Origin of the sequence: Hyphobacterium sp. CCMP332 (assembly GCF_014323565.1) — a bacterium.
Lineage (GTDB): Bacteria > Pseudomonadota > Alphaproteobacteria > Caulobacterales > Maricaulaceae > Hyphobacterium.
In genome coordinates this window covers 202,088-214,429 of sequence record NZ_CP058669.1, presented here as the reverse complement: position 1 = coordinate 214,429, position 12,342 = coordinate 202,088, and the positions used below count along the sequence as shown (strand labels likewise).

Here is a 12,342-nt window from a genome sequence, read left to right as displayed (position 1 = left end):
CATGCTCTAGTTTTCATTCGCCTCAAGGCGGCCAATGGCGAGGAAACGTTCGCGGCGGCGGGCGCGCAGATCACTGGCGCGCAAGCCTTCAAGACCGGACAAAACCGAATCGATCTTCTCACCAATCTTGCGGACCGTGTCATCGGGCGCGCGATGGGCACCGCCAATCGGTTCCTTGACGATATGGTCGATAATCTTGAGCTCCTTGAGATCCTGCGCCGTGATCTTCATGGCAATCGCGGCATCCCGGGCGCGCGCAGAATCCTTCCACAGGATGGAGGCGCAGCCTTCCGGTGAAATCACCGAATAGATGGAATGCTGGAGCATGATGATGGAATTGGCGCTCGCCAGTGCCACGGCGCCGCCGGAACCGCCCTCACCGGCAATCACGGAGATCAGCGGCACGCCCAGCGTCAGGCAGCGCTCGGTGGAGCGGGCAATGGCCTCGGCCTGGCCGCGCTCTTCCGCACCCACACCGGGATAGGCCCCTGCCGTATCGACAAAGGTCAGGACGGGCATCTTGAACTTTTCGGCCATGTCCATCAGGCGGATCGCCTTGCGATAGCCTTCCGGACGGGCCATGCCGAAATTGTGCTTCAGGCGTGACTGGGTATCGCGGCCCTTTTCATGGCCCATGACCACAACCGAGCGGCCATGAAAACGGCCCATGCCGCCGACAATCGCCGGATCCTCGGAGAAGCGGCGATCCCCGCACAATTCCTCGAAATCCTCGATCAGGAGGCGGCGGTAATCGCGGAAATGCGGACGCTCCGGATGCCGGGCGACCTGGGTCTTGCGCCAGGGGTCGAGCTTTTCATACAGGCTGGCCAGCTGATCGGCCGATTTCTGGCGCAGCTTGGCGATCTCGTCGGCCACATCGGGCACGTCAGCCGTATTGGACGCGGCCAACGTTTCCAGCTCCTCGATCTTGGCATCGAGTTCGGCAACGGGGCGTTCAAAATCGAGATAGGTCCGGGTCGGGTCTGACATATAGCCTGTCTTGTTATTCATCCGGTTGCGGTAGCGCCCGGCAACCTAGCTATCCCCAATGCAAGGAACAAGCCGTGTCTGCGGTTGTTGTCAGCGCTTTGCCAGCGGATGGGCCGTCTCCACCAGGGTCCGCAAACGCTCCTCTAGAACATGGGTGTAGATCTGGGTCGTGGAAATATCGGCATGGCCCAGCAAGGCCTGTACACTGCGCAGGTCCGCCCCGTTCGCCAGCAGATGCGTCGCGAAGGCATGCCGCAAGACGTGCGGCGATATCTTTTTCGGATCGAGCCCGGCGGCCAGCGCGATCTCTTTCAGGATGCGGGCGAACTGCTCGCGGGTCAGATGACCGTCGGCCGCACTGGAAGATGGAAAAAGGAATCGCTGCGCGCGGGCTTTCTGCGACGGCTTTGCCTTGGGCAGATGCGTCTCGCGAACGGCCAGATACGCGGTAATGGCCTCCAGAGCCGGAGGGGTGAGCGGAACCAGCCGCTCCTTGCCACCCTTTCCGGTCACGTAGATGGCGCTCTCCGAGCGGGCAATGGCATTCAGCGGCAGGGAGACCAGCTCGCTGACCCGCAATCCACCGGCATAGAGAATTTCCAGCAGAGCCCGGGCGCGCAGGCCGCGGGCACCGTCCAGCCTGTCGGCGGCCTCGAACAGCGCATCGACATTTTTCTCCGACAGGACTTTGGGCAGAGGCCGGCCCTGTTTCGGGCCCGACATGGATCGTGCCGGATCATCGCTGCGCGTGCCTTCCGACAGCAAAAAGCGATAAAACCGCCTTGTGGCTGACAAACGCCGGGCCGCCGTGGAAGCCGCGAGGCCTTCGCGCGCCATTTCAGCGAGACAAGCTTCCAGATGACGCGTATCGGCCTCGATCATCTCCGTGCCATGCGAGGATAGCCGCAGCGACATATCTTCCAGATCCCGGCGATAGGCATCCAGTGTGTTTTTTGCGGCCCCGCGCTCTGCCGCCATCATGTCCAGGAACAGATCGATCAGCTGGCCGTCGTTCACGCCAGCTCCACGATCAGGCGTTCCAGCATGATGGAGAGGGCGATATCACGCAGGCCGACCCGGTCGAGCGCGGCGGTAATCCGCATCAGCTCCAGAGGCGTGGCCCCCGCCGGACCTTCATCAAGCACCTGCGCGGCCAGCAAGGCCGTTTCCGCACGGGCACCTGAAAGCGCAGCGGCATCCATCGCCGCCAGCGCCGGAGACACATTCACGGCGGGGGAATTGAATAGCGCCAGACGCAAATCCGCCGGAGCGCCGGCACCCAGGCCGGCGAGGCCTGCAACGTCACCCAGACCTTGCGGACCGGCTTCCAGACGCGCCTGAATGAGGGCGGCCGACATCGAGCGGCGAATGTGGTCCTGGGCGATACTGAAGGCCAGATCCAGACCGACCAGATAGGACGGCGATGGTGGATTCCATTGAGGACGATCCTCCGACGGCGTGTCCATGATCATGTCCGGCTTGGTGGGGTCATAATGCGTCGGGAGCTGTCGCAGCGGCGGGCCCTCTTCAAGCGCCTGCCGCCAATCGCGTGCAGTCGCCAGATCGCCCACAGCGAGCGCGGCCAGCGCAAAGCGTCCACCGAATTCGATGGTCTCATACGCCACGGGCAGGGTCGCAACTTCGCGGCCATAGCGGCGCGCCACCCGCATGAATTCATTGTCCCGGTCGGCTTCCTGAAGCGCAATGCCCAGCGCCTGAGCGGCGACAAGCCGGTCATAATCCTGACGGATCAGCTGATCGAGGCGTTCATCGCGCGCCACGCCTTCCTGCATGGACAGACCTTCAAGCGCGAGAGCGGGCTCGACTTCCAGCTCCGGCCGGCTCGAATTGGCCTCGGCGACATCGACCAGCCATTGCGGTGCTCCGGTCAGATCCACCACGGGCCGCCCTTCTGCCGGTGAGACAGCGGCCAGCGCCCAATCCAGACCGGTATCCGCGGTAACGTTATTGACCGTCCAGCTGCCGATGGTGATGGCATAGAGCAGGCCGTCATAGTTGTCGTCCGGCTCGCTGGCGCGTGCCAGATCGGCGGACAATTCCGCCGCCGCATCCTCGCCATTGAGGGCATGGCAAAAGGCGCGCGCGCGCAGCCAGTAGGGCTGGTCGCGGCCGACAATCAGACCGTTCGTCGTCCGGCAGCCGGCATCCCCTGCGGCCAGCGCGAAAGCGGTTTCCGCATGCAAGCGGGCCAGATTGGGCGCGCGGTCTAGGCCGGGCGTGCGTTCGAGCAGGCTATAAACCGCTTCGGCACCGGACGCGGCGAGCAGACGGTCGGCGCGAAGTGTCGCCAGCGCTTCATTGCCGCGGCCGCCCTGTGGCGGTGAGCCTCCGGACAAGAGTGCGAGCGCGACGAGATTGGCGCGAGAGGGCGATGAATACCCTTCGCTGCTGGCGGACGGCAGGACTTCCAGCGCATTGAGTGCTGTCTGGACGGTTGAGCCCGCCCAGAGATTGTCGCCGAGGCCGTTCTGCGCGACGCCGACTTCCAGCGGATCGAGCGCGCCCAGCTGACGGACCTCGATGTCCTGGCGGGCGTGAACGGCGGAACTGCCCGCCATCAGGAGAAGGGCGAAACTAGCGAGATAATTGGTCGGTGACATCAACGCGGACCTCTTCGGTTTGCGGTTCCAGACCGCCGCCAATCATGGCAAGGACAAAAAATCCTCCCACCAGAACGACGACGCCGACAAGCAGGGCTATCAGTGTGTTACGCATTGCATGCTCCACGGCTTATCGTCACATTACGGGTGAATGCGGCAATTTCCAGACCAAGGCTGACGGCTATATGATGTTCCAATGAGTGAAGATTCTGCTGATTTGCCGCCCGCCGCGCGTCCCATCGTGCTGGTCGGGCTGATGGGCGCGGGCAAGACCACGGTCGGCCGCCGCCTCGCGGCTGCGCTGAATCTGCCTTTTGTGGACGCCGATGAGGAGATCGAGAAAGCCGCGGACCGACCGGTGGCGGAAATATTCACCGATTTCGGTGAAGCCGCTTTTCGCGATGGCGAACGCCGCGTCATTGCCCGGCTTCTGGATGAACCGCAGGCGGTGATTGCACTGGGCGGCGGGGCTTTCGTGAATGACGAGACGCGCCGGCTGGTTCGCGAGAAAGCGATTTCGGTCTGGTTGAAGGCTGATCTGGATACGCTGATGGAGCGGGTGTCCCGGCGGGATACGCGGCCGCTTTTGCACACCGAAGACCCGCGCGCCGTGATGGCCGACCTTATGGCAAAGCGCGAAGCCGCCTATGCCGAAGCCAATCTCCAGATACAGGGCGATACCGGACCGCATGCGACCGCCGTCAATCGTATTCTGGAGGCGCTGGTTGATTACGGCTTCGAGGCGAAGGCCGTAGATGACTGAAACCATTGCCATTGATCTGGGCGGGCGCAGCTATGATGTGATCGTCGGCGAGGGCGCGCTGGAAGCGGCGCGGCCACATAGCGTATTTCGCTCCGAACGCCGCTTTGCCATTCTCGTGGATGCGCATGTGGCGCAGCTCCATGCCAAGAAAATCACGGCGGCCCTGGCGGGCATTTCTCTGGCCGGAGAGGCGATTGAAATTCCAGACGGCGAGCGCGCGAAATCCTTCGGTCAGCTGGAAACCGTGCTGGGCCGTATGCTGGACTGCGGGCTGGAGCGCGGCGATGCTGTTTTGGCCATCGGCGGGGGTGTTACCGGCGACCTCGCCGGGCTGGCTGCGGCCCTCTACAAGCGCGGCATTGATGTCATCCAGATTCCGACGACCCTGCTGTCGATGGCGGATTCTTCGGTCGGCGGCAAAACCGCGATCAACATGCCGCAGGGCAAAAACCTGGTCGGTGTGTTTCACCAGCCGAGCCTCGTGATCGCCGATCTCGCTTTTCTGTCGACCCTGCCCGGCCGGCAGATGAAAGCGGGCTATGCCGAGATCATCAAGGCGGCGCTGATTGGCGACGCCGACATGTTTACGGATCTGGAAGCCTCAAAAGGCCCCGATCATCTTCAAGCCCACCTCAAGACGGCCATCGCTTTCAAGGCGAAGATTGTCGCGGCCGACGAAAGAGAGGCCGGCTCACGCGCCTTGCTCAATCTCGGACACACATTCGGTCATGCGCTGGAAAGCGAGGCGGCGGGCCAGCTGCTGCACGGTGAAGCGGTCGCTGCCGGTATGGCGCTGGCCTTTGACTATTCGGCCCGGCTGGGCCTCTGCCCGGAGGCGGATGCGAAGCGGGTGGGCGGCCACCTGCAGCGCACAGGTCTGGAAACACGGCTGTCTGCCCTGCCGGGTGCGCCCTTTTCAGCGGAGTCTATGCTGGAGCGTATGCGCCATGATAAGAAGAATTCAGGCGGCGCGATCCGCCTCGTCCTTGCACGCGGCATTGGCAATGCCTTTATCCACGATCAGACCGATCCGGCTGATCTCCTCAACTTTCTGAAAGACCAGATACAATGACCGAGACATGGATCCTGATTTCGCTTGGCGGAATTGTGCTCCTCCTGTTTATGTCCGCCTTTTTCTCGGGCTCGGAGACCTCCCTCACCGCTGTTTCGCGGGCGCGGATGTTGCAGCTGGAAAAGGAGGGCCAGCATGCTGCGCGGCGGGTGACGCTGCTGACCGAGGACCGGGAGCGGCTGATCGGCGGCATTCTGCTGGGCAATAACCTCGTCAACATTCTCGCCTCCGCCATGGCGACGGCGGTCTTCCTGGAGGTCTTCGGCGAGCACGGTGTCGTCTATGCGACGCTGGTGATGACGGCACTTGTGCTGATTTTCGCGGAAGTTCTGCCCAAGACCTATGCCTTGTCGAACCCTGACCGGTTTGCGCAAGCGGTCTCGCTGCCCATCCTGCTGTTTGTCCGCATTTTTGCACCGATCGTCGGCACGGTTCAGGCCATTGTCCGCTTTGCCCTGAGGTTGATGGGCGCGCGAGTGGAAGGCCCTGTCCTGTCTTCGCACGATGAATTGCGGGGTCATATCGACCTGCACCACCAGGAAGGCGGCGTTGTGAAAAATGACCGCGACATGCTGGGCGGTGTGCTCGATCTGCGCGAGTTGACGGTCGATGATGTGATGGTACACCGTAAGAATATCACGATGATTGATGCCGGGCTGCCGATGGGCGAAATTGTTGCCGCGGCGCTTAACAGTCCGCATACTCGCCTGCCGCTTTACAAGGACGATGCCGAAAACATTGTCGGCGTCCTGCATGCGCGCGATCTCGCAAGAGCGCTGCTCAATGCGGGCGGCGATGCCACTGCGATCGACCTCAATACGGTCATGCGCGAGCCCTGGTTCGTGCCGGAAACGACAGAGCTTCTGGATCAACTCAATGCTTTTCGCGAAAAGCGCGAACACTTTGCGCTGATCGTCGATGAATATGGCGCACTGATGGGTCTGGTGACGCTGGAGGATATTCTCGAAGAGATTGTCGGCGAGATCGAGGACGAGCACGATATCGTCGTCGACGGCGTGCGCATGGAGTCCGAGGGCGTCTGGATGGTCGACGGGCATACGCCCATTCGCGACGTTAATCGGGCTCTGGACTGGGATTTGCCGGATGAGGAAGCGGTCACCATGGCCGGGCTCGTCATTCATGAAAGCCAGACCATTCCGGAACCGGGACAGGTCTTCAGCTTTCACGGCGCCCGATTTGAAATCATCGAACGCGTTCGCAATCAGATCATCCTGATGCGGGTTCAGGAATTGCCGGAAGAGGCCTAGCGCTTCAGCTTCTGGAACAGGATTTCGAGCCCGTTTAGGAAAGCGGAGCGGTCACGCGGGGTATAGGGCCGGCCGCCCCCGCCCTCCATGGCGCCCGCCGAACGCAAATCCGTCATCAGATTGCGGGTCGCCAGAACGGACCCGATATTGTCGGCATCAAAGGCCTTGCCCTTGTGATCAATGACCAGACCGCCCGCCTTCAGGCAGCGGTCGGCGAGCGGAATATCGCTGGTCACGCAGATATCGCCCGGTCCGATATGCTCCGCGATCCAGTTATCCGCCGCATCCGCGCCTTCCGGCACGATGACCAGTTGCGCCCACGGGCTTTGCGGACGGCGCAGACCGCCGTCGCAGACGAGTTTCACCTCGGTCTCGTGACGCTCGGCCACGCGAATCGCTTCGTCCTTCACCGGACAGGCATCGGCATCGATATAGAGGGTCATGGTGTTTCCTTATTGCCTCTCGCCGAGGATTCAAGCGCCGCACCCAATTTCCCTCGCCCCCTTCAAGGGGAGAGGGTAGGGTGAGGGGGTAAGGCATCCAAATCGCGAAATCGTTTGCAGAATGAAGCGCGAGCTGGAAAAGGCCCCTCACCCTCGAAACCGGATTGACCATCCGGTTTCTCTTCCCTCTCCCCGCAAGCGGGGCGAGGGAAAACTAACGCACCGTCATGCGCAGGGCGTGAACCGGGCCGGCCAGCTCCTCGGCCAGGGCCTTGTTGATGGCGCGCTGGCGTTCCACGCGGGATAATCCGGCCAGAGCGGTAGCGGAGATGTCAACGTGAAAATGGCTCTGCCCGCCATCGGGCGCGCCGGCATGTCCGGCATGCAGAGCGCTCTCATCGGTGACGGTCAGCGCCTCCGGAGAGAAGGCCGCCCGCAGCTTGTTTTCGATCTGTTGCTGAACTTCACCCATCAATTACACCTCCGCTTAGTTGCCGCTTAATCCGTGTCGCCCCATACTTACGCATATGGAAGGCGATTTTAACTACAAGCCGCGCTTTAAAGACATCCGCATCAAGCCGCCGAGCGATCAGGCGGCACCTGAGGAGCGGGTGTGTGAATGGCCGGGCTGCCGCGCGCATGGCGATAGCCGTGCACCCAAGGGCACTGCCGATCTGAACGATGTGCACTGGTTCTGCAAGAGCCATGCGGGTCAGTACAACAAATCGTGGAATTTCTTCGAGGATATGGACGAGGACGCCGTCGCCGCCTTCAACGCCTCGGCGCATTATGGTCACCGCCCGACCTGGAATTTCCGTTCCAATACCGGCAAGCGCGCGAAAGCGGGCAAGGCGTCCAAGGATTTCCGGGACGGATTTACCGATCCCTACAACCTGTTCGGCAAGCGTCCGGAAAACGATGTGCCGCCCGAAGAGCGCCGCAAACGCTATGGCAAGCTGCAATCCATGGCGCTTGAAACGCTGAATCTGGATGGCAGCGAGAGCAAGGGCATCATCAAGAAGCGCTATGCTGAGATGGTGAAACGCTTTCACCCCGACGCCAATGGCGGGGACCGCTCGTCAGAGGAACAGCTGGGCCGGGTGATTCACGCCTATCAGATCCTCAAAAATGCGGGAATGGCGTAACAGCTTGTGAGCAGGTGCGGTCTTCCCGCGCCCGCAAGGCCCGTGCTAGTCAGACACTCCACATGAAAACCGTGCTGGATACCGGCGCGATTCACCCGATATATGAGTGCCATGAGTGATAATTTTCCCCTGAATGAACCCGATATCGTCGCCGATTGCGAAGCCCTGTTCGGCTTCGACCCCGGCTTCGAGGTCATGGCCTTTTCGCAAGCTGACGAACATTCACCGCCCGTCGACCCGGCCTATGTGTTTGATCCGGCGACCACGCGCGCCATTCTGGCGGGCTTTGCGCGCAATCGCCGGGTGATGATCCAGGGCTATCACGGCACCGGCAAATCCACCCATGTGGAACAGGTCGCCGCGCGCCTGAAATGGCCGATGATCCGGATCAATCTGGACAGTCACGTCTCGCGTATCGACATGGTCGGCAAGGACGCCATCGTGTTGCGCGATGGCAAGCAGGTCACCGAATTCCAGGAAGGTATTCTGCCCTGGGCGCTGCAACGTCCTGTCGCTCTCCTGTTTGACGAATATGATGCCGGCCGCCCGGATGTGATGTTCGTGATCCAGCGCGTGCTGGAATCCGCAGGCTCGCTGACCCTTCTGGACCAGACCAAGGTGATCCGCCCGCACCCCTATTTCCGTCTGTTTGCGACGACCAATACGGTCGGGCTCGGCGATACGACGGGCCTCTATCACGGCACCCAGCAGATCAATCAGGGTCAGATGGACCGCTGGTCGATTGTCGCGACGCTGAATTATCTGCCGGCGACGCCGAGAAGAGATCGTGCTCGCCAAGAACCTGCTCGGATAAGGCCGCGACCGATGAGGGCAGGAAAACCATCGCCGACATGGTGAAGGTGGCGGATATGAGCCGCGATGCCTTCATGAATGGCGACATCTCCACCGTGATGAGCCCGCGCACCGTGCTGACATGGGCGGAGAATGCCGACATTTTCGGCGATATCGGCCATGCCTTCCGCCTGACATTCCTCAACAAGTGTGACGAGCTGGAGCGCCCGACGATTGCGGAATTCTACCAGCGCGTCTTCGGCGAGGATCTGCCCGAAGCGCCGCTGAAACCCTCGCCCGCGAAACCCGCCAGCGCGGCGTAGGCCGTGAAATGACCGATAATCCCCTCGCCGATGCGTTCAAACGCGCCCTTGCCATTTCCGCCCGGGCGATTGCCCAGGACAAGGATCTGGAAGTGCGCTTTGGCGGCGAGATTGCGAGCTATGCCAAGGGCAAGATGACCCTGCCCAATCCGGGCGAGGTCGATGCCGGATCAGCCAAGGCCGCGCGCGGGCGCTCCGACGCCATGGCGCTGAAATTGCTGCATCACAACAAGCAGACCTGGGCCGAGACATTGCCGCCAGGATCACAGGCCCGGGCCATCTTCGATGCCGCCGAGCAGGCGCGCGTGGAAAGTCTGGGCGCGAAGGCCATGCGTGGCGTGGCGGCCAATCTGGAAGCCGCGCTGGAGGCGAAAGCCGTCCAGAAAGGCTGGAACCGCGTCGAGGACCGCCAGCAAGCGCCGCTGAACGAGGCCGTCGGCCTGATGATCCGCGAGCGCATTACCGGCCGCCCGACGACCAAGCTGGCCGAAGGGCTGATGACGGTCTGGCGCGAGGATCTGGAAACCCGCGCCGGCGAGGCGCTGGATGCGCTGGCGCAAAGCGCGGATGATCAGAAAGCCTTTGCCAAAGCCCTGGAAGAAGTGATCCGCGATCTCGACCTCGCCGATGAGCTTGGCGGCGATCCGGAAGACTCCGACAGCGATAATGACGAGGATGCCGGCACCGAGCGCGAGCAGCAGACCGGCGAGGAGGACGGCGATTCGCAGCCTGACAGCGATCAGGGCGAGGATGTCGACGCCGACGGCGACAGCGCCGATGAGGACGAGATCGACTATCAGTCCGACGAGACGCTGGGCGAGCTGGACAGCGACGAGGAGGCCGGTGAGGCGGCGCGTGCCGAACGGCCGAACTATGCCCGCTTCGAGGACCGGCCGGCCGAGAGCTATCGCATCTTCACCACCAAGTTCGATGAAATCATCCGCGCCGAGGATTTGTGCGATGAAGAGGAGCTGGCCCGCCTGCGGCGCTATCTCGACCAGCATATGAAGGGCGTGGAGAATGTCGTCGGGCGTCTTGCCAACCGCCTGCAACGTCGCCTGATGGCGCAGCAGACGCGCTCGTGGAGCTTTGATCTGGAGGAAGGTGTGCTGGACCCGGCGCGCCTGACGCGGGTGGTCACCGACCCGACTTCACCGCTCTCCTTCAAGCAGGAGCTGGAAACCGATTTCCGCGACACGATTGTCACCCTGCTGATCGACAATTCCGGCTCGATGCGGGGACGACCGATCATGACGGCGGCGTCTTGTGCCGACATTCTGGCCCGAACCCTTGAACGCTGCGGCGTGAAGACCGAGATTCTCGGCTTCACCACGCGCTCCTGGAAGGGCGGACGCGCCAAGGAAGCCTGGGTCGAGGCCGGCAAGCCGGTCAATCCGGGCCGCCTCAATGATATCCGGCACATTGTCTATAAAAATGCCGACGAGCCGTGGCGGCGCTCCCGCGTCAATCTCGGCCTGATGATGCGCGAAGGCCTCTTGAAAGAGAATATCGACGGCGAGGCCCTGTTGTGGTCCTGGAAGCGCCTTTCCATGCGCCCGGAACAGCGGCGCATCCTGATGGTGATTTCCGATGGTGCGCCGGTAGATGATGGCACGCAATCCGCCAATCCCGGCGCCTACCTGGAACGGCATCTGCGCGAGATGATCGCCATGGTCGAGCGCCGCAAACAGATGTGGAATTGCTGGCCATTGGTATTGGCCATGATGTGACGCGCTATTACCGGCGCGCGGTGACCATCACCGATGTCGAGCAATTGGGCGGGGCGATGACCGAACAGCTGGCCGCCCTCTTCGACAAGGACGGGCCGGGCCTTCGCGGGCCTGACATCAATGCGTCATCATCAAAAGGTACACGCGGACTGACCAAGGCCGACTGGGCCGAGCTGGGAGCAAAAGTGTGAGATTTCTGACCGGATTTGCCGCCACCCTGATACTCGCTGCCGGCCTCGCGGCCTGTTCCAATGATCCAGGTGCCAGTCCGATCCGGATCGAGACCGACAAGGTCGCGCTCTATCCCGATATGCCGGAAAGGCTGGATGTCGGCGTGCTGGAATATCGCGGCGGACTGGTGCTGACCTCGCCGGATGACCGTTTTGGCGGACTGTCGGGTATGGAGATTGAAGGCGATCGTCTGCTGGCGATATCCGATTCCGCCTACTGGCTGACCACAAATCTGGAGTTCGATGATGCGGGCCTGCTAACCGGTCTGTCGAACGCGTTTTATGCCCCGATGCTGGACGCGAATGGCCAGCCGCTGGTGGACCGTGCCGCCGATGCCGAGGGCCTTGCTGCGCTGGGCAATGGCGCCTATGCCATCAGCTTCGAACGCGAGCACCGTATGGCGCGCTATGACATCTCACCGGACTGGTCCGGGGTCGCCATCGCCACGCCCACACCCATCACACCGCCGCGTGGCACGGACCGGCTGCGCGATAATGGCGGGATTGAAGGCCTGGCCTCCGCCGATTATGGCCTCTGGGCCGGCGTGGAATATCCCATCATTGACGGCCGGCCCCATACGCTGTGGGTAATGCCCGATGACGGAGAAGCCACCGGCCTGCCCTATCCGGCGGAATCCGGATTTGGCGTGACCGGTCTGGATCGCGGACCGGATGGCGACATCTATCTGCTGGAGCGCATCTATATCAGCGGCGTCGGCAATACGGTCCGCATCATGCGCTTTGGCGAGTTCAGTCTGGAAACCGAGGAACAGCGCAACAATATCGATACGCTTGCCGTGCTGACGCCGGACATGACCGTCGACAACTTCGAAGGCATTGCGGTCGGCGAGGTGAATGGCGAGATGCGCCTCTTCATCCTCTCGGACGACAATTACAATGGGACCCAGCGGACGCTGTTGCTCAGCTTTGCGATCGCAGAGTAGCAGGCCGGGACCGGTTCCCCA

11 protein-coding genes and 2 pseudogenes are annotated in these 12,342 nt (G+C 62.1%); 7 read left to right on the top strand and 6 right to left on the bottom strand.

All coding sequences use genetic code 11. The features are described 5' to 3' along the window. Positions 1 to 6: 6 nt before the first annotated feature. From HXX25_RS01105 to HXX25_RS01090, 4 genes are all read right to left on the bottom strand, one after another. Positions 7 to 990, bottom strand: a complete 984-nt coding sequence (locus HXX25_RS01105) for an acetyl-CoA carboxylase carboxyltransferase subunit alpha (protein WP_187167707.1) — start codon at positions 988 to 990, stop codon at positions 7 to 9. A gap of 90 nt (positions 991 to 1,080) precedes the next feature. Continuing rightward, on the bottom strand, positions 1,081 to 2,007 hold the full coding sequence (gene xerD / locus HXX25_RS01100; RefSeq protein ID WP_233346767.1) for a site-specific tyrosine recombinase XerD: 927 nt from the start codon (positions 2,005 to 2,007) through the stop codon (positions 1,081 to 1,083). Beyond that, a complete protein-coding gene (locus HXX25_RS01095) occupies positions 2,004 to 3,611 on the bottom strand; it encodes a hypothetical protein (RefSeq protein ID WP_187166679.1) in 1,608 nt (535 codons plus the stop codon). Before HXX25_RS01095 ends, xerD begins: the two co-directional genes overlap by 4 nt. Then, positions 3,586 to 3,726 (bottom strand): hypothetical protein, encoded by a 141-nt coding sequence (locus tag HXX25_RS01090; RefSeq protein ID WP_187166677.1) that lies wholly within the window; start codon positions 3,724 to 3,726, stop codon positions 3,586 to 3,588. Before HXX25_RS01090 ends, HXX25_RS01095 begins: the two co-directional genes overlap by 26 nt. A gap of 81 nt (positions 3,727 to 3,807) precedes the next feature. Between HXX25_RS01090 and HXX25_RS01085 the strand changes: the two genes are divergently transcribed. From HXX25_RS01085 to HXX25_RS01075, 3 genes are read left to right on the top strand one after another with little or no spacing between them, the layout of a single operon-like run. Further along, a complete protein-coding gene (locus HXX25_RS01085) occupies positions 3,808 to 4,374 on the top strand; it encodes a shikimate kinase (RefSeq protein ID WP_187166675.1) in 567 nt (188 codons plus the stop codon). Next, entirely contained in the window at positions 4,367 to 5,446 is a 1,080-nt protein-coding gene (aroB, locus tag HXX25_RS01080) for a 3-dehydroquinate synthase (protein ID WP_187166673.1), read from the top strand. Before HXX25_RS01085 ends, aroB begins: the two co-directional genes overlap by 8 nt. Continuing rightward, the gene (locus HXX25_RS01075; RefSeq protein WP_187166671.1) at positions 5,443 to 6,714 is read left to right on the top strand and encodes an HlyC/CorC family transporter; all 1,272 of its coding nucleotides are present in this window, start codon (positions 5,443 to 5,445) and stop codon (positions 6,712 to 6,714) included. The genes aroB and HXX25_RS01075 overlap by 4 nt, the downstream gene beginning before the upstream one ends. Here HXX25_RS01075 and HXX25_RS01070 read toward each other — a convergent pair. Together HXX25_RS01070 and HXX25_RS01065 are read right to left on the bottom strand one after the other, a co-directional pair. After that, entirely contained in the window at positions 6,711 to 7,157 is a 447-nt protein-coding gene (locus HXX25_RS01070; protein WP_187166670.1) for a YaiI/YqxD family protein, read from the bottom strand. The two genes, HXX25_RS01075 and HXX25_RS01070, sit on opposite strands and share 4 nt — an antisense overlap. Before the next feature lie 214 nt (positions 7,158 to 7,371). Beyond that, positions 7,372 to 7,629 (bottom strand): BolA family transcriptional regulator, encoded by a 258-nt coding sequence (locus tag HXX25_RS01065; protein ID WP_187166668.1) that lies wholly within the window; start codon positions 7,627 to 7,629, stop codon positions 7,372 to 7,374. Between the two features lie 55 nt (positions 7,630 to 7,684). On the opposite strand from HXX25_RS01065, the gene HXX25_RS01060 reads away from it, so the two are divergent. From HXX25_RS01060 to HXX25_RS01045, 4 genes and pseudogenes are all read left to right on the top strand, one after another. After that, positions 7,685 to 8,302, top strand: coding sequence for a J domain-containing protein (locus HXX25_RS01060; protein ID WP_187166666.1), 618 nt, complete (start codon positions 7,685 to 7,687; stop codon positions 8,300 to 8,302). 111 nt (positions 8,303 to 8,413) lie between these two features. Continuing rightward, positions 8,414 to 9,417, top strand: a pseudogene (gene cobS, locus HXX25_RS01055) (cobaltochelatase subunit CobS). A gap of 8 nt (positions 9,418 to 9,425) precedes the next feature. Further along, positions 9,426 to 11,338 (top strand): annotated as a pseudogene (gene cobT / locus HXX25_RS01050) (cobaltochelatase subunit CobT). Continuing rightward, positions 11,335 to 12,321 (top strand): esterase-like activity of phytase family protein, encoded by a 987-nt coding sequence (locus tag HXX25_RS01045; protein ID WP_187166665.1) that lies wholly within the window; start codon positions 11,335 to 11,337, stop codon positions 12,319 to 12,321. The pseudogene cobT and the gene HXX25_RS01045 overlap by 4 nt, the downstream one beginning before the upstream one ends. Positions 12,322 to 12,342 lie beyond the last annotated feature (21 nt).